The organism is Nocardia sp. NPDC004278 (assembly GCF_053602975.1).
The window spans coordinates 57,643-78,575 of sequence record NZ_JBSGEQ010000037.1 but is presented as its reverse complement, the minus strand read 5'-3'; the positions used below and the strand labels follow the sequence as shown (position 1 = coordinate 78,575).

1 protein-coding gene (running past one end of the window) is annotated in these 20,933 nt (G+C 63.3%); it reads left to right on the top strand.

Annotated features, from left to right (window positions below; all coding sequences use genetic code 11):
• The first annotated feature begins 63 nt into the window (after positions 1 to 63).
• Positions 64 to 20,933: the 5' portion of a protein-glutamine glutaminase family protein gene (locus ACWEO2_RS36480; RefSeq protein WP_452409533.1), read on the top strand. It continues 15,418 nt past the right edge of the window; the window shows 20,870 of its 36,288 coding nt (coding positions 1-20,870); it begins with the start codon at positions 64 to 66; the stop codon falls past the right edge of the window.

Below are 20,933 nucleotides of genomic sequence, written 5' to 3'. Positions count from 1 at the left end.
GAGCGCATCCGAGACTTCGACGACCCGGGCCAGTTTCTCGAGGAGCTCGGCGAGGACATGGGCGTGGCCGAGGCAACGGGCGGAGCATTCCCCAGTTACCGGCCTGGTACCCACGTCTACCTCATCGACATCGATCGGACACTGCGGATCACCGTTACCCCCGACTACGCGTTCACCCTTCTGCATCTGGGCAATCATGATCTCGACCTCCTCGACTCCGGACCCACCACCCTCCAAGCCGCCGGCATCCTGCCCTACCTGCGCGACTACATCGACAACCAAGACCGCGCTATCACTACGACGAGCGTCCACTACCCCCCACCGGACACGTCCGCGCCCACCGTCCACACCACCGTGGCCGGCCTCGCCGACCGGCTGAACCGCAACGTCTTGTTCACCGATACTCGAATCCAGTGGCCTGGCAACACGATTGCCGTTGTCCTTGGCGACGGCAACATCGAAAGTCACACCCCTGCCGGGTTGGAAACCCTGACCGCGGCCGAATTCCTTACCCGCCTCGACGCCGAGAGCCCCTCGGACGTCACCATCCACGGGCCCGACGACCCCACCGATTGGGGTGACGAGCAGCACTCGCTCGACGCGATCCTCACCAATCTCGCTGCGGCGCGCGGACTGGACCTCGAGCAACTGCGTGGCGATCTCGCCGGCCACCTCGAGACCTATTTCGACCGTTACATCCAGGACATCACCACCCATGAAATCGATATTGCGCAGGCCCGCGAGAACGCGTGGCGGCGTGGATTCGACAAGGGGCCCTTCGTCGACGACGACACTGCACGCGGTGTCGAGGACGCCCGCCGGATCGAATTCGACAACACGATCATCACCGCCCGCATGGGCGCGCTCAACACCGAGATCGCCGCACTACGCAGCGGCCTCGCCACCGACAACCGCTCCATCGCGTATTCCGGCCTCCACTTCATCCTCCCGATCGTCACCGCCCAGCCCGGAACCTTGGCCAACTCCGTCTTCATCCAACGCGGTATCACCCGGCACGCCCTCATCAACGACCCCACCCCCGGTGCCCTCGTCTATTACTTCCTGCAACACCCCGACAAACACGCGTACCGACACGGGACCACGCCCACCCGCCACATCCACGCCGCAACAATCCCCGGTGTCACCGGTCAGGGCTCGCAGTTCGACGCTCCGGTACCCGGCGCCCCCCCGATAGGGGCTGGTAACTATTGCGCGGCGGTCGGTTTGCGTTACGCCAAGGCCAAGAACCCCAACACCCCTATTACGCCACCGGCCGGGGATACTTACGCTCTCAGTGGTATGAGTGCCGGGGAGTTCAACGGCTACGCTCACGCTGAACTGCAGGTCTTCGATAGCCACGATCTCATCGGGGAACATCTCCTCGGGCTCGGTGACGGGGCTATGGCGTTGGTCGTGGACGGCTATCACGGACCGGGTGACGAATACGGGGTGGGCGCACACCACACGGTGTTCTACAACGAATCCGGAACCGTCATGGTTCACGACCCTTCGTCTCCGGGCCGTGATTATCCTCTGCGCGAGCATCCCATCGCTGATATTCGTGTCATCACTGCTATTCTTTTTGCCCCTGACGGCGTCTGGCAGACGATTCCGGGCGGCGTGGACGGCGTCACCGTTCTGGGTGCCGTATTGATCGGCGCACCGCATTCACCGGCCGATGCCCCCGTGCGGGATCTGACCCCCAAGCAAGGGGAGGCGCTCGAGCAGTTCGCCATCGACGAGGACTACACAGCAGCCGCAAGACGACTCGGCGTCACTTCCTCGAGCACGGTGCACCGGCACGTGGACGCCGCGGTACGCAGGCTCGGGGCGGCGGATGTGGGGCAGGCTGTGGATTGGCAGCTCGAGGCCGTCGGCCGGGGGGTCGGTGTCGAGCAGGTCGCGCGAGAAGCACGGCAACACCCGCAGACCGCGCAGGAACCGGGCGCGGCGGAAGTCCCGAGCGCCCCCGTGCAGGATCTGACCCCCAAGCAAGGGGAGGCGCTCGAGCAGTTCGCCATCGACGAGGACTACGCAGAAACCGCAAAACGGCTCGGCCTCACTTCCACGAGCACGGCGCACCAGCACGTGGCCGGCGCGGTACGCAGGCTCGGGGCGGCGGATGTGTGGCAGGCTGTGGAATGGCAGTGTGAGGCCGTCGGCCGGGGGGTCGGTGTCGAGCAGATCGCGCGAGAAGCGCGGCAACGCCCGCAGACCGCGCAGAGATCGGTCCGGGCACCGCGGGCACCGACAGACCATCAAAGGAAGGTGCTCGCGCAGTACGCTCTCGACGGGGGCTACAACACAGCCGGAAGAAGTCTGGGCATGGACCCAACCTCGGTGAGGTCCGGCGTGGACGGCGCGGTACGCAGGCTCGGGGCGGCGCACGTGGGGCAGGCTGTGCGATGGCAGGGCGAGGCCGTCCGCCGGGGGGTTGGTGTCGAGCAGGTCGCGCGAGAAGCGCGGCAACGCCCGCAGACCGTGGGGGAACCGGGTGCCGAGGGCGGTTACACCGCTGGCCCCAGCACACTGACGGATGCCGGAAATCAACTGGGGGACGGTACGGCGCTGTGGGACCACCCGATGTGGGACGATCTGGACGACCCGATGTCGTGGGAGGACTCGGCGGGTGCCGGGGAGTCCGGGATCTACGACACCGGTGTCACCGGTCAGGGCTCGCAGTTCGACGCTCCGGTACCCGGCGCACACCCACCCGAAATGCTGGTAGACCGCGGAGTCGATGCCGAGCAGGTCGCGCGAGAAGCACGGCAACACCCGCAGACCGCGCAGGAACCGGGCGCGGGAGTCCCGAGCGCCCCCGTGCGGGATCTGACACCCAAGCAAGGGGAGGCGCTCGAGCAGTTCGCCATCTACGAGGACTACACAGCAGCCGCAAGACAGCTTGACGGCATTAACAAGGCCACGGTGCGCTGGCACGTGGCCGCCGCGGTAGGCAAGCTCGGGGCGGCGCACGTGGGGCAGGCTGTGGATTGGCAGCTCGAGGCCGTCGGCCGGGGGGTTGGTGTCGAGCAGGTCGCGCGAGAAGCGCGGCAACGCCCGCAGACCGTGCGGGAACCGGGCGCCGAGGGCGGCTATACCGCTGGCCCCAGCACACTGACGGATGCCGGAAATCAACTGGGGGACGGTACGGCGCTGTGGGACCACCCGATGTGGGACGATCTGGACGACCCGATGTCGTGGGAGGACTCGGCGGGTGCCGGGGAGTCCGGGATCTACGACACCGGTGTCACCGGTCAGGGCTCGCAGTTCGACGCTCCGGTACCCGGCGCCCCCCCGATCGCCGATGGCAGCTACACCGGCCTCACTATCGATCCCGCCGCACTGACACAACCGTGGTACGACCCATTCGTCCACCAGCCCTCCAGTGCGCACCCCAACGTCAGCGTGCCGTACGGCTACGCTGGACGGCCGGGCGTGTTCCGGAAGCATCGGACGGGGGACGGGTCGACCGCGGGTGACGGGCCGGGTTCGCATGCCGAAACACTGTCTGCGACCGACGGCAGCAGTCAGCATCGCCCGCCTGGCGCCGCCGGTCGTAGTGGTGCGGTCGGGTTCAGTGTGGGTGTGGGTGGGCGTGATCGGTGTGGTCCTCGTGTGGTGGGTCGTTTGGGCGAGGCAACTGGCAGGGAATTCGATATCGGTGTTCTGGTGAGTCCGGGTCTTGCGGGTACGACGCATCGGCAGTTGGAGGATGTTCTGGGTGGGCGGTTGTATACCGTCGGCGATCGCGGGGCTGTCCCCGGTGTGCTGGGTGGTCCTGAATCCCCGGCTGTTCGAATGGCTCATGACATTATTGCCGGTGTGCTCAGGGATCCTGAGTCTGCTGCTGTGCACGCTGTTATCGTCCATAACTATATTCGTGCGAATGAGCATGGGATTGGTGCGCATTGTCTTCTCGCCACCCGCCAGGTCAAGTCGGGTGTCGGGGGTTCGGCTGATCTGAGCGGATGGGATCCGGCGTTCGATGAGCCGGAACAGGATTATCCGCCGAGTGTGCTCGATGTGGTTTCTTCTGTCGAGGTCTTTTACATCGATTATTACGGCGATGTTGTCGCGCCTCCGGTGGAGAATCACACACCCACGCCTGATACGCAGTTGCGGCATCTCGTCGGCATCGATGGCGATCGCGGTTTCTCGTCGGATCCGCCGGAGTATGAGGTGTATCAGAGTCCGGCGGAGCGTGGTGTGCCGTGGGATGCGCCGCCGGCGCGTGATGATGATGTTCCTGCTGTGGATGCGGATCACGGCCAGGATGCCCCTCCTGCGTTCTATTACCAGGCGTTGCGTCGGTCGGGTTTGCTGGTCGATGAGAATCTTTTGGATCGCGGCTCGTACCGCGATGCGGGTGCTGGTGATGGTGCGGAGTTGGAGCGCCAAGCTGGTGAGCTGGAGCGTCAGAGGGGCTTGCTTGCGGTGTTGCGTGAGGCGTTGGTGTTGCGGGTTGTCGGCACACGCGGCGGTACCGGTCAGGAATTGGATCGTGTGCAGGCGGAGCTCGTTTCGGTGGGTTTGGACCGGTATGAGCGTGGCCTGCAGTGGTGGGGTGTTGAGTTGCGTAGCAACAAGATCCGGCCATCGTTGGTGGTTTCGGACCCCGGACCCGGCGATTTGCTCGGTCGGGGAATGTTCATGATTCCGCTGCAGCGGCCGCCGGGGTTTGAAGGGGTCGGGCCGGATCCACGTGTGGCGGCGGAATGGTGGCGGCAACACGGCCGCCGGTGGTGGAACACCCTGAATTTCGCGGCGTTGCCTGCACAGCAGCGGCGGCTGGTGACCGAGCTGTCTGGTCTGCGTAATGCGGAAGGTATTGACGCCGCTGTGCGGGATGAGTTGAACCGTGCTCATCTGCGGCTCGAGCTCGATGGCCTGTCGCATGCTGCGGTGGGTGAGACCGCGGAGGAGCAGCGCGAGCGGGAGGCTCTGCACGCGGAGTACACCCGTTTCGCGAATTTGGTGGCTGCTGCGGATTTGGAGGTGGGGATCACGACGGCGCGTGCGCGGCGGGAGCTGGCGCCGGTGCATGTGTTGTCGTTTGTTCAGGATGATCGTGGTCGTGGGGCGGTGGTTATCGGTATCGGGCCGGTGGATGCTGCTGCGTATGTGACGTGGCGGGTGGCGCCGGCGGGTGCGTCGCTGGTGGCGATGACCGGTGAGATGGTCGATGCCGCCCAGGTGTATGCGACGGGTCATGGGGCAGTGCGTGCCGTGGTGGTGTCGGCGGGCCACGACGAGTTGAACGACCATTCCGGTCCGTCGGGTAGCCGGCCGGATGCGCAGCCGGCTCCGCAGGCCCGCGGGTTCTCCAGGGCGCGGAATTGGCGCACGGTGTTTTCCGCGATTCGGAGTTCTGCGTCTGTGCGGTCGGGTCCGAGCCGACTCGCGTCGATGATCAGGGCGTATGTGACTGCCCGTCGCGCAAGTGACCGGTTGCTGGAGGTGGAGGTGTTTGCGTCCGAGACGCAGGCGAGGGCGATGATGCGGCATGTCGATGCGTCGGTAGTGAAGATTCGGATGCCAAGGGGCTCACTGCAGGCTCCCCGCTCCGATCATCCAGGCAATTGTGCGCCGGCGGCGTTGCGTTACGGGAAGCGTCACAATGGGCTGCTTCCCTATCGGGAGCCGGAAGGTTTCGCGCAAGAGAGACAGTTGTCGGGTTGGACTGCCACGCGTTTCCAGACCGAAACCAACGCGGCACTGCAGCATATCGATCTGCCGCTGCCGGATCATCGGCATGCTGTTGTTATCGATGCGGTGCGTGGTCTGGGGGAAAAGGCTGTGGCTTACATCGTCGATGTTCACCCCGATGTCGATGAGCGTGGTTTCGGTGCGCACACGCTCGTGGTGTACCACACGGGTGAGAAAGTCCGGGTGTACGATCCCGCGACCCGGGAAGACCGTAGTGCCGGCAAATTCACGTTCGCGCCCAGCATAGCGACCGCCGCTATGGTCTTCGCTCCTACAGGTGCACAGCATTTCATTCCGCCCCACACCCTTAACGGGGCACAGATCCTCGGCGAAAAACTCATCGGCGCACAATCGCCCCATGCTCCCGAAGCTCTCATACCCGACGCCCCCCGGACCCTCGCACCAACAGCGCCGCGACCCGGATTGCCGGCGATCGACCGCCCCGACACCACCATGGAGGATGGTCCCGCTGCTGGTCGCATTGTTGGTTACACGCAGGTGTTCGATGATCCTGCGACAGTGTTGGCGCACCCTACGCTTGTGCGTACGTTGGATCCGGACCGTCCTGGTGGTGGGTATGCGCCCGGCACTGTCATTCATATCCGTGGCCACTGGGAGGCGCTGGAGCTCACGGTCGTCGACCTCGGCGTGGACCGTCGTGGTCTGCATCAGCGGTATCGCGGGTTCGGTGGCCAGGATCTCGTTGTCGACAACGATTTCGTCTTCACCGGCGACGCAGCTCGTGAATTGATCCGCGATTACATCAACAGCCCTGATCGTGCCATCGTCAGAGCATTCGTCGAAACTCCTACGCCTGGTCCCACGGTCGATGACCTCGTGTATCAGGTCCGCCACAATCTGTTGCCCGCCCGCACCCGGATCGACATCCACGACCCGGCCACCACCGTCACCACTACTGCTACCGTCCTTGCCAATGGTGCTATCGAACTCAACTTCGGCACCCTCATCGGTTCGGAAACCCTGCGCCGCACCAAATTCCTCGAATTCCTCAACACTCACGCCATCCACATCGCCACCTCCGAGATCACCATTCACACACCCGTACCATCACGTTGGAGCAGACGGGACTACCTGCCGGTCGTAGCTCTTGCTCGCTCTATCGCGCGCGACTCCACGGAGCTTCACGACGATCTTGCCGAACACCTGCGCATCCGCGGCGCCGAATACCGCGACTACATCACCAACGACGGCATCGACGCCCTGCTGGCCAGTGAGAACGCGGATCACGGCGCTATTGTCCGCGCCTGTGACGCCGCACTCGAGGAGGAAATCGCCGCACTCGGTGCAGGCCGCCTTACCGGCAACCGCTCCACCCGATACCCCGGCCTGCCCTTCATACTCCACGTCGCCATCGTCCACACCGCAGTCAACGTCATCGTCTACCTACGTGGAACCACTCACACCCTCATCAACAACCCCGCCATCGGCGCCGCCATCCACTTCCTCGGGCGTCACTCGAGCTACAACACCTACCAGTACGGAACGAGGTCCGGTCGCTACCACTACACCACTGCAATTCCCGGCCCCGAACTCAGCCGCCAAAATAAAGCGATCCTCGAGGTCCGCGGCCCCGATTGCAAAACGGATAAAGACATCGCTGAACGCCTTGAAAAAGACTTTCCCGGCATCGACGCGCAACATGTAAAATACTCGATAAGCGGGGCCGATGGCATATACGAGAAGCTCAGCGTTTTAGATCCCGACGATGCCAAGGAAGAGGCCATCTGGTGGGGTCTACTCGACGAGCCGACTCCCACAGCCACGGCGTCCCCGAGTTCGCTGTCTGCCGAGGCCGGCAGCGTCGGCGCTTCGCCCCCGATGTCAGGGCCGTCTCCGTTCGGCGAGCTGCCGGCGGATAGTCCGTACTCGAATGAAGTGCTCGATGAGCAGGTGCATCGCGATTCGCAGGAGCCAAACGTGCATGACTATGTGGCGCAGGCGTCGTCATCGCGGGATGGCGGCGCTGCGTGGCCCTTGGCTCCGCCTGATCGCGACATCGCGAACGCCACGGTGGACGATGGTATCCGGGTTCTGCGTGCCGATGAGTTGCTGACGGAGCTGGATCGAGATATTGGTGCCGCTGAAACCGGTGGTGGTCTGGTGGCTTTCCCGCCTGGCACCTACATTTACCTCAGTGATACCGGCGAGTATCTCGGTGATACCGGTGGGCGGCTCCGGGTTGTGGTGGTGGGGCCGAATGAGTTCGCGATTCAGATTCGCAGGAACGACGACCCCGACAGTCCGCTGGATGGGCTCACTCTCGATCGTACGAGGATTGTCGGTTACCTCGGCGACAGCATCAACGACACTGTTACCACGATCAGTATCCATCGCCCGCTGCCCGACACGTCCGGGCCTGTCGCCCTTGTCGCTGTCGGTGAACTTTCCGACCGGATCCACCGTCGTGTTCTGCCCGGTGGTACTCAGATCATGCTTCCGGACAACGTCACCACCGCTACGGTCTTGGCCAACGGTAAATTCGAAATCCACGTGTCCGCCGGATCGGGAGTCCTCAATACCACCGAGATCGTCAGCATCGGCAATCTCCTCGACCGCCTTGATGCCTTCGACGCCTCCGACATTGCCGTCGACGTGCCGACCGCCGTCGGCTGGAGCGACGACCGCCACGATCCGATCGCCGCCCTCGCTCATGCGCTGGGGTTCGACGACGAGCAGCAGTTACGCCGTAACCTCGCCGACCATCTCCGGCGCAACTCCGGTAAGTATCTTTCCCGTATCACCACCCGTGCCCTGGCTACCGAACAAGCCCACGAAACCGCGCGCCGCCGTCAATTCCTCGACGATGCCACCCATCACACCGACACCGCCGCAGCCGGTGCCGAACGTGCCCGCGCCGACACATTCTCCGAGCGCATGACCCTCGAACGTGCCCGCGCGTTCGACAACGAAATCGCGGCAGTTCTCGAAGGCAGTACCACCGACAACCTCTCCACCGAATACCCCGGCCTTCCCCTCGTATTCGACGTTGCCACCGACTACGCCGAATCCATCGGCAACACCAACACCAACCTCGTCGTCATCCAGCCCGGCACTTTCCGGCACACCCTCGTCAACAACACCACCCCCGGCCGAAAGATCCACTACCTCCAGCAACACCCCGACAGCCACACTTATCAACACGGACAAACAGTCGACGGCCGCCGCTATGCCGCAACGATCCCCGGCCCCGCAATCTCACCCCAGCAGAAGGCTGCTCTCGAGCAGCACGCCGCCGGCAACGAAACAAACGAGGACGCTATCAGTGGTGTATACCGGGAACTCGAGGTTTCCGACATCGAGTCCGCCCTGCTCGAAGCCCGCCGGTGGCATCTGATCGACGAAGACGCCGTGACCCGAGCCCGCCGACAGCGCCAACAAGCCGAGGCCGCCGTCGCCGAATTCCCCGCATCCGGCGCTCATATTCACCCGACCTCACAAACCCAACCTCGAGCTCGAATCCCGCTGGCGCCCATGCAGAAAGCAGTCCTGCATCACGTCATCAGAGGTGACAAAAACCAGCAGATCGTCACACAACTCGGCATCACCTACCAAGCACTCGAAACGATTCTGATCACAGCGGCTCACGACCTCGGCTTCGAACTCACCCGCGCCCTGCGGTCCAACCCCTTCGCCCGCAGCGCGGAGATCGCGAACCAGGCCAGCCGAACGGGTCAACTCGACCGGAGCGCCATCGATACGCTCCCGGCCCCGCCACTCCTCCCCGAACGCCCCGACATCGAGGCCGGGACCCTGGAGTACCAGATACTCCAGTACGCCGCCGCCGGCTTTACCAACCTCCAGGCAATCGCCGCCGGTTACACACTGAAAAACACGCGAGCTGTTATCGGCCTCAATTCGTTTTCCGATGCCCTGGACATCATACGTCAAGAATTCCAAATTGCTGGGAAGCTGAATGATATTCGTGCAGGAATCGTGGCCATCGCCTGCGACTGGAACCTCCTGGACGACAGCATCATCACACCGCTTGTAGATGAAGCGCCTGAGCCGAAGCTGTCCTTGGAAAACAAAATTCTGCAGTGCATTGCCCAGGGGATAATAAAAACCGCGGATATTCACGAGCGAATTAAAATCACCGAACCTGCTGTTGATCAGCGGACGATAGGGCCCGTGAAGTCGAAGCTGCTGCAGCGCATCATGAAGGCGAGCGTGGGCCGCACGGCTCTTATCGGTGGGAAGATGGCGAACTCGGCTGAGGTGAAAATGATAATGGCCGAAGCTGATAAAATCGTAAGGTGGGGTGGTCTCAGTAAGGCGGACTTCTTTGCACTTGTCACACCGCAGCGTACTCCGGCAGCGGCCGATGGCAGCGGCGTACACCAACGCCCCACCGGCTCGGCATCCGCTGGTTCATACCGCGGCGGTGTCGCCGGTAATGAGTGTATTCCTGCAACTCTTGCTGCGATCAAGCACGGTAATGCGATCATGCCTGGCAACGGTAGTCGTTTTATCACGGTCCCTTCGCCGTCTGGGCTCGAGGGGGTATCGCTTTTGGGAGTCGAGTTCTGTGCGGGTGCGCCGTTTCATGATTACGGTACCGACGAGGGCGTCGCCTACCGCATCATCGCTGCCCAGATTCGTGGCGCCGGGCCCGGTGCTAGAGCTCTTATCGGTCATTCCTATACCAGTGCCGATCTCAACAGGGGAATCAGTATCGGTGGGCATGGCCTCTATTCTGTTGTGAATGATGACCTCACCATTACAGTGGAAGACGTCGTCATGGGGAAGAGGTATCCCTTCCCGCCTGTTTCTCGGCGTGAGCTGGCCACTGTCCGTGCTGTCTGTTATGCCCCCGACGGTGAAATCATCGCGCCCCCTGGCCACACGGTCCGGGTGTTCGACGGCCCGGGGAAGCTTCTCGGCGACCTAGCCGTCGAGGTGGCTATTGCCGAGGAGACGGGCCGCGGACTTCCCTCCTACCTGCAGGGCACGCGTATCTTTGTCGGCGATGTTCGCGGTGTGCTCGAGCTCGCTGTCGAAGGCCCCAACGAGTTCGCTCTCCGTTATCGCAGTTACCTCGACCTCGACACCCCGCACGACCGGCAGCCTGTCCATGGCTCCGCCATCCCCGCGTTCCTTCGTAAATACATCCGTAACGGGGGGCGCACTTTCACCACGACGACCGTCCACATCCCAGCCCATGTCACACCGGTCACTCCCGACACCGGGCAACGGTGGGGCCTCGGCCCCGATGCCCCCGTGCAAAACCCTCAGACCGTACAGAGACCGATTCCGCTACAGCTATCAGACACTCAGAGGGGTGCGCTCGCGCAGTACGCCATCGACTTGGACTACCAAGTCGCCGCGACAACACTGGGCAAAGGAAAATCCACGGTGTTTCAGACCGTGGCCCTTGCGGTACGCAGCCTCGGGGCGGTGGATGTGAGGCAGGCTGTGGATTGGCAGCGCGAGGCCGTCGACAACGGGGTTGATGTCGAGCAGATCGCGCGAGAGAAACTACACAATATTCAGACCGTGCAGGGCCCTCAGACCGTGCAGGGATCGATTCCGCCACTGGTGACACCCACTCAGAGGAGCGCGCTCGCGGAGTACGCCAAAGACCGGAACAAATTTGCAGCCGGGAGAAGACTGGGCAAACGCCCGACCACGGTGTTTCAGGCCGTGGCCATTGCGGCATCCGGCCTCGGGGCGGTGGATTTGGCGCAGGCTGTGGATTGGCAGCGTGAGGCCGTCGACCGCGGGGTTGATGTCGAGCAGATCGCGCGAGAGAAACGGCAAATCCCTCAGACAACGCAGGCACTGGGCGCGGCAGTACTACCCGGCGTCCCCCCAGCCATCGACGGCAGCTATACCACCGGCTCCACGACTGATCCCACCATACCGACAGATATCGCAAATCAACCGTGGGACGACTCGATGTGGGACGACCCGATGCAGTTGGACGACCCGGCGAGTAACTCGATCTTCGACGCTGCCGACTCCTATTCGGCTGGGCCCTCGGATGTCCTGCCGGTCCGGGGGTTCGGTATCCGGCGCGGCGGCTCCCAGGACGCGGTCAGTGCGCCGGATGGCCATCCTCACACCATCGTCGAAGCGCTGTCGGCGACCGATGGCAGCAGTCAGCATCGCCCACTTGGCGCTGGTGACAGCCACACCACAACGATTCCCGGCACCTCCCTCACATTCGAACAGAAGACCGTCCTCCATCACGTCATCGCAGGCAACAATAACCAGCAGATTGTCGAATACCTCGGACGTTCCGGCCCCGAGGGATCCACGGACGAGAACTCTGATCGCTTCACCTACCGGAAACTCGAATTGCTCCTCCTCACAGCAGCTTACGATCTCAATTTCGCCCCCACCGGACAGTCGATTTCTCAATTTAATCCCTTCATTCATCGCACCGACATTGCCAACGCGGCTCTCCGGCAAAACCAGCTCGACCGCGACGCCATCAGTGAACTCCCCCGCCTCGCGCCGACGACCGTTCACCCGATGAACATGACGGAACCCCTGGAAAATGAGATGATCCAGTACCGGGCCGCGGGATTTGTCGGCAGAGACATCAGCGGCCATCGCGCAACGCCGGGCAAGAATATTAGCATCACTCGAGTTAACAAAATTCTCAGTGATGTCCACTGGAAATTCGGGCTCGCTGACCTGCGAGTCAGTTCAGTGGAGAAGGCCGCGGCGTTCTCGGCTATCGCTGCGGACCGAGGTCTGCTCCACCCGAACATCGTCACGGAACTCGCACAAGCCGCGCCGGAGTCGTCGTGGACTCTGGAAAACAAGATTCTCCAGCGCCTTGTCGCAGGAATTACCGAAACCGAGGATCTCCATCGGGACCTTCTGGCCGAGGGATCTATTGCTGGTGAAGTCGAACCTGAAGCGGCCCGGGGCCTCATAAGGGACGGCAAGTCGCGACTGTTCAGACGTATCGCAGACCGCAGTGCGGATCGCGAGGCCCTTTCCGCCGGGTATGGGAAATCCAGGGGTGCGCAGGGGGTGGCCGAGCGAGCTGCGCACGCTGCGAAGATGGTGACCCGCGCCCACGAACTGGTCAGGCAGGGTGAGTTCGACAAGGCATTCTTCGCCGCGCTCGGTCCGGTTCGGGGTGTCGGGGGTGTTCGGAATGAGTGTGCGGTGCGCGCTGTGAGGAGGTTGGCTGGTCGTGTCGGGAATTCTTCTGTTGGTGTGCTGGAGGGTGTGGTGGGTGTGGGTGGGGTGTCGGAGGAGGCTTTGATTGGTGTGATTCCGGGGGAGTTCCACCGGTTCCTGGATGGTGATGTTGTTGCGGCGGAGCTTCGTGTGCTGGGGCCGGATTCGACGGCGTATTTGGTGAATGATTTCGCTGTTAATAGTTTGGGTGTGGGTGCGCATGCGCGGTTGATGACGAACGATACGGACGAGAATGGTGAGGAGGGTATTTGGGTCGTTGAGGATGTGGTGGGGGCCGATGGTGAGTGGATGTTGTCGCGGTACAGGTTCGAGCCTGGGACTTTGCCGGAGTTGGCGGATGTCGCCGGTGTTCTGTTCGCGTCGTCGTCGGCAGGGGGTCGGGCGGTCGCGCCACAGTTGGGGTTGGATGAGCCGTTGGCGGGTCGTTTGGTGCGTAGTGGTGGGACTGTCGGGTTGACGTCGCCCGGGCCCACAACACCTTTCGAGCCCGAGGGTGAGGACACCTACTTCGGTGAGCACCTGCGGGAAGCCCTCGGAGCCGACTGGTCCGGCCCCACCACCGAACACCCGCGGCGCACTCGGTTCTGGTTCGATCGCGCAGGGCTCCCCGGCATCGTGGTCACACCGCCGGAGCCGAATTATATTGTCCGGGAACTCGGTTCGAGGCATGACGGCCTCCAACCGATGGTCGAGCCCATGTCGATTCCGGAAGAGACGGCGCAGCGGCTGGTGGAGCAGGTCTACCGATATGTCATGGACAAAGCGGGCCCCGCAACGGAAACGACGAGCTGGCCGGGCCGGTCCTACGCGTATGTGGCGGGCTCCGATAGCCCGGAGGCGAAACTCCGAGCCGAGATCGAGAAGGTGCTGACCTCGCGCTTCGTGAGAGCCGAGTATTCGCGTCTTTTCACTGCGTCGGGGCTGCCGCTGAGCTTTACTTACAATGGCCACGCCTACCCGATCTCGCTACGCCTGAGTCTGCACGATGCTCGGCCGGTGGAGCAACCCGTGCCCGTGGGCGACGACGGCGAACCGCAAAGCGGCCCGCCCGCAGCCTATTTCCGCTATTCGCGCGGCTTGGCCCAGATCAGCAATCATGCCAGCGAGCACAACCTGCGGTCCATCGCGGGGTCCTACGGAATTAAAAAGCCGAAGAACGTAAGTGGACTGCGTAGCTGGGATTTCACACCGCAGGGTTCGACCATATACGGCCAATCGTCCACGCATGTCGCAGCATTTATCGCGCTCGAGGCATCTTATAAAAAGTCGAGCAAGGGTCCGTCGGTGCTGTTCCATTACGGAATGCGGTGGGAGATCAGTGACAACGAGAGCCCGGATGGCCTACCGTCGGTGCATCCGGCGGACAAGGTCTGGCATGCGTTCGAGGGGGATGCGTCCGAACGGCTTCCGGTTATGATCCCGAAATTCCTGGCCGACAGCACCGAAACGCCGCGGGTAAACCCGAAGAATCGCGCCACCATCCCTCCATCGTTCCATCCCGATAAGGACGACACGGTTCCCTCCTTGCAGGAGCACCCCCAATTCGCGCCGCTGAGCATTCCGAACCACGACCAAATTCTCCTCCATGCCGTAGCCGGCTACCGGGCCCTTCTCGCCGGCATATCGGAACGTTCCGCCCGCGACTTTGTGAATTTCTTCAAGGAAGAAAATATTATCGGCAACATACCGCTGATGCGGCGCGGCGGTGCGTGGATTTCCCCGTCCTGGAAAACCGAGTCGAAAGAATCGCTGGGCTTCTTCCTGATCCAGGCCGACTTCGAGGGCGGTGAGGAGCTCACCGGCCCCATACACGAAAAATTCGGCCTGGAAACCTATACGAAGCGGGAATTGGGGGTGCAAGGGAGGTCCAGGATCACCGATGAACTCGGTTTTCACCCTGCGGTCAGCGCCACCTTCGGCGCCGGCGATGCCTTCGAAGACACCGGGTATCCGCGCCAAGGTGGCCAGATCACCGGCCGTGGCGGAGCATCTCATCGGACCACGCAGTCCCTGAGCGACGTCAGAAAATCCCACACGGGCCGCTCGCTGCGTCTACATGACGACCTGCTGCACACCACACCCCGCATGAAACTCCGTATCACCCTGATCCGCGACGGCGAAAGATTCGGGCCGGAAGAGGGGACACCGCTGGCCAACGAAAACAATTCCTATCCGGTCAATATGCTGGTGCCGTCGAAGGCGGCCCTCGGCTACAAACCGAAACCGGACCAGGTTCGGTACCTGCCCACGAACGTCCTGCATCTGCGGCAACTCGGCCTCGACACCACCCCGACCGGAGTCATCGGCACCGACCCGCTCTTCGATGTGGCCGAGAAGTTCCTGTCTGACAACGGTTTCTTCTCGAGCAAGCACGATGACCCGGGCGTGCTGGACATGATCGACCGTAAGCAGGAACTCGCGGATGCGCGCGACAACAATATCGGCGCATTCGAGCGGATGCGTTCACAGTTCGACCTGAGTTCGGCGCTACAGGAGATGATCGATGGCGAAGTAGACGAGACGACGGGGAAGATCGAAGGAGGTTCCATCACCGAGTTCCAAAAGCCCAACCGGTTCGGTACCGAGAAGATTTCGGTCCAGCTCGTCGCGATACGGCACTGCGATTCGGAGGACGCTCCGCACGAGCGAGTTACGCACGATTGGACGTATCCCAAGGGGCAGACCCAGAATGTGGCGGGCATCGTCCTGTCCGGTGGTACGCAGTCCGGCAGGACTTCGGTGTGGGTCAATCCGAGTGGCGGTGGCAATGCCGCGTTCAACAACCCGTTCGACGTGCCGGGCAGTGAACTGATCGCGGGTGTTACCCCGAGCTACGTTCATTCGTACCATCGAGCGTCGGATAAATCATTCGGTTTCGAGACCGGCGGGACCAATATGATCATCAGCTCCGCCGACGAAGGGACGCAGACCTTCTCGGTTCCCGTCAAATATTGGATGAAGATCACCTACGATCACGGCGACGATTCGGAGCTGGAGAGCACCGCCGGCTACGTTCGGCTGAATCTCCCCACCTATCGCACGCTGGCCGAGAAGCCAGCCGACTCGTCCGCGCCGCCGCCGGCCACCATTCGCGAAGTCACGCCCGAGGACATCAAACAGCTCACCGACCCGGATTGGGTAATTCCCGAGCAGGCCATCGTCGTCGACGGCGGAACCAGCACGAGAGTACGCCGGGCGGCCCTCGCACTCATCGACGGAACCGCGTCCGACCTCACAAATCCCCATACCGGCACCGAGGGGTCTCGCCCGGACGTCGAGGGTGCCCGGGAAGAGGCCGGGCATCCCCGCCAGGAGACCGAGGATTCTCGCCCGGAGGCTGACGGTACGATTCCCGGCGCGTTCCCCGACGAGGAACCCGTGCTGCCGCGCTGGAACACACCCCCGGCAGTGCCGCCGCAGCAGACCGAGCCACAGCCGTCGGATACGCCGATGCCGGATCCGCCCACCCTCGTCGTGACGGATCCATCCGGTGTGCTGCACAGCGCACACATCGATACCGAATTCGACTTCACACCTGCTCCGCGGACGATTCCCGGCGAATTCCCCACCGACCCTGAGGAGCAGGAACAGGAACAGGAACAGGAGCCGGAGGCGGCGGCCCGGCCGGTCGGCCCGCGCCGAACCGATACGGGGGCCTCCGACGCCCCCACCATCGTCGTGACGGATCCATCCGCTGTGCTGCACGATGCGCCCGCTGACCCCGCACCAGGCCCGGAACCCGAGATCGGCTGGGTCGAGTGGGGGCTGGACAAGCTCACCGCCGGCGGCAAATGGTTGTGGGAACATTCCTTCGGGGAGCCCGTGACGAACCCGGAGTCGCTGTCCTATCAAGTCATTCACACGGCCTTGTCGTCGCACGCCATGCTGGCTTCGCTGGTGCAGACTTCCCGGCAATCCGACAACATCCAGAGTATCGGCACTGCCGGCGTCATCGCCGGCACCGATTACAACGTCCGTCTCGATTCCTATCTCCGGAATTTGAAGGTGCTGCCGGTAACAGTGAATATCAACTCCGAGAACTGGAACCCCTCCAGCAACAATGCGGCCCAGAGCGATGCCACCGCGCACAGCGATCTGCTCGGCATCAGCCTGACCCACCGCCTGGGCAACAAGGCCGACTTAAGCTACATCCCCGGCGAGACCTTCCAGCACACCTATTCCACGTCACAACACTCCAGTTCCGCCGAGACGATCGGCAGCAATCGGGTCACCACGAACTCGGGAACCCCGGCCTATGAATTCACCGCGGACGTGGTTCGTGTCGTCACCGTCGAGAGCGGCACCCAGCACTTCGTCATCAGTGTGGCGAAGGACCTCACCAAGAGTGCGGCGAGGGAATTTACCGCGCTGGTGGAGCGCCTCGGCGGCAAGGTCCTGGGTCGACCACGCGAGGCGCCTGTTGGATTTGGCGAGATGCCGGGTGAACTCGGTGAGGTGCGGGGTGAATCCGGCAGTGGCAACAACCTCGTCGTCATCAGTATGGCCAAGGAACTCACCAAGAGTGCGGCGCGGGAATTTACCGCGCTGGTGGAGCGCCTGGGCGGCAAGGTGCTGGGTGAACCCGGCAAGGTGGCGGGAGAACCCCACAGTGGTAACAGCCTCGCCGTCGAGGAATCCGGCGTGGTGCGATTCCTGTTGTACGACAAGGACTTACACCTGCATCCCGAACTGGCCCGACTCGTCAAGGCCGCCGGGCACAAAATCCCCAAGCGGAAGAAAGCCGACCTGTTCCCGCCCAGCGCTTACGTTCAGAGCGGCGGCGCTATTTCCCTCGGCACCGTGCTCGCCGCCAACCTCGAGGGCGGCCGCAACGCTTTCCGGAAGCAGGCCATGGACCTCGTGGAGTCGGTGACGCCCGGTTTCGCGAGTCCCGGGGCGCCCGAACTTTTCCGTGGGGTGCTGGAGCAGATCGAGAAACACACGTCCACTTTTGGTGTGCGTACCCTGCCGAACGCCGGGCCCGGCGGCAGCGAAATCTATTACGACGACTGGTCGCCCTTGCTCGGTCCACGCCGAGTCACAGTGAAATTCAGCGCGATTCCCCATCCCAAGGCGAATCTCGGCAAGATTCGTGGCTGGCGAGCCCCCGAGGGCGTCGCGATCGAGAACACCTTTCTGCACACCTCGGCCGACGGCAATGCGCACGGTGGCCGCGTCACCGCGGTGAGCACGAGTCGTGGCGGAGACGACCAGTGGAGCTTCAACCCCAGCTTTCAGGAAAACGGTGTACGTCCCACTATCAGCCTCGCCAGGCGGGGTGCCGGCACCGCCACCGAAACTCACGACTCCCAGCGCGATGACGACACCTGGATGCGCGGCGAGGACACCGCCTTCTTCGGCATTCCGTACCTGTACAGGGTCGAGGTCAGCTGGCGGCGCTTGAACATGTCGCAGGCGACGTACCCGTTGAACCTCGCCCGATACACGGGTGGGGTCCTGGTGGGATCCGTGGTGGGAGCCCTGCTGGGAAAGGATATTTCAGGGTTGTGGCGGCAGTCCTACACCGAATCGCGGACCGTGAACTCCACGAACTTCATCCAGTTCCACGCCGCCGACACGAGAACCGCCACCGACAACGCCGCCGCCACCCGCGTCGCGCCCGACATCTACAGGTCCGATCCGTCGATCCGGCGCCCGGCCCCGCCCGCGGGCAGCGTGGGCATCGAGATGGAGGTACCGCGCGAGGTTCGCAATCTGCTGATGAAGCCCTGGGTGCCGACGAGGCCCATCCAGGTCTACTGGTTCGATGGTTTCGAGCGCCTCGGCCGCGCGCTGCGTGCGGTCGCTCCGGGCATCGAGGCGAGCAGCCGGAACCATTCCTTCGAGACCATGATTCTCGCCCTGAACACGCTGGCCCAGCGAAAGCGATCGAAGGTTCTCGGTCCGGCATCCATATCGGCCTTCCTCAACAGCGTCGACGCGTCGACCGGTAATCTGCCGACGCCCGTGCCGCACGCCGGCGGCCGGAAGGTCACCGGCGTCACCGCCGAGGTGACCTTCTACTCGCTCGTGATCGAAAACACGACCGGCAAACTCGCAAATGATGGCTTGCTGGTTACGGCCGACAATTTCAAGATCGAAGCTGACCGCACCGTCACCTTCATGCCCACCCTCGGCGTGAGCATCCCGACCGTCTCGGACGCCAGTAACCGTGGCGCACCGTCCGGCTGGCCCCTGGGTGGCGGTGCCGGGGGCTACGGGTCGGGCCGGAGTACGGGCAGCCAGCGCCGTAACCTCATGCGCTACGGCCCGGGTGGGGACAACCATCGCGTCTGGACCATCATGCTGATCAAGCTCATCGGCCCTAAGGGCACACTCTGGGTGCTCGGCAACGCCCTCGCGCGCACCACCGATTCGCTGGTGAAACCCATTGTCGTCAGCAGGGATTCAACAGCTACCGACAAGACCGCGCCCGAACCGCAGCCGGGCACCGAAAAGCCTCGGCGGAAGCGACGTACCAAGAAGTCTCAGCCGAAGCAGGGCACGGAGGAAGCTCAGCAGGAGCGGGGTACGGAAGGGTCCCGGCCGAAAGAGAGCGGCGAGGAGTCCCGGCCGGAGAAGAGCGCCGAGGAATCCCAGCGCAAGGAGAGCACTGAGAAGGCTCAGCCGAAGAAGAGCACCGGGGAGTCCGAGCCCAAGGAGAGCTCGGAGGAGTCCGAGCCCAAGGAGAGCACCGGGGAGTCCCAGCCGAAGAAGAGCGGTAAGGAGCCCCAGCCCGAGGACAGCGTGGCGGAGCCTCAGCCGAAGGCGAGTACAGAGAAGGCTCAGCAGGAACCGGGCACCGAGGAATCGCAGTCGACGCAGGGTACCGACGGGACTCAGCTGGAGCGGGACGCCGATGCCGACACTGATCATGATGTCGCACTGGACAATTCGGTCGAGCGGACACAGCAGGCCGTGCAGGATGAGACGTCTGCCGGCGACCAGCGCACCCCGGGAGAAGCGCTCCCCGAGCCCGAGCGACAGGTCTCGCCGACACTTGAGCCGATCACCGAATTCGATGCGGCACTTGACTATTGGATGATTCGAGCCGACGAACTCAGGATCGGGCCGGGATACAACACGGAGTCCGACGGGCGGACCATCAAGGACTACTCCGAATATGGGGCGCCGTTCGTCGAGACCCCGTTCGAGACCGGTCACCCGGGCATCGACGACAGGACGTGGTTCTCCGCGCCTCTCGACTCCGACTGCATGTTCCATATACTGCACGCCATCTTGTTCCCCGGTCGGCATTATGCGGGCGCGGAGCTGGCCCGCCGGATTCAGGGACTGCGGATCGGGATCGCCGAAAGAATGCATGAAAATTTCGACAGTATATCGAGATTCGATATAACAGAAGAAAATATCAACGCTCTCCGGAGCCTGCAAGTATACGGACGTAATCCGGCGGAGGATTTTGTCATGTATGTTGCGGCAGAACTATTCGATCGTCCGCTGACGGTATATTTCATAACATCTCGGAAAATAGACACATCCGAATTCAAGGCGGTTACCCGCCGTCATCCGCCGAGGGCAATCCTCGTTTCTGGCGAGCACTACTACCTCGCGGCCGAGGTCGAGACGGCTGAGGCACCGCCCACACACGAGCCGCGGCGCGAACAGGCCTCCACCGCGGACCAGCGTGACCCCCCAGCGCTGCTCGAGGATGATTCTTCGGAGGATCCGAGCGAACCCAGGCCGTTGCTGCAAGGCGGATCTTCCGACGACGGCCTGAGTGAACCCCGCCCGTTGCTGCGGGACGACTCGTCCGACGAGGATCTCGGCGATACCGGTCCAGTGGCGCGGGGCGATTCCTCCGACGGCGGCCGGGCAGAGCAGGAAATGCTCGATGCCCTGGCGCGGGAGCAAGGCGCCACCCCACCTGAACTGGAACCGTCCGCGCCACCGCAGACGCCGATCGCCGGCTCGGACGACGAACTCGCGCAACACCATTCGCTGCCGGAGCCTGCGCAAACGGCGGCCTCGGACGCGCGGCCCGCGGTGCCGCCGCGGAACCACCGGCCGGGCTCCGCACTGTCGCGGGC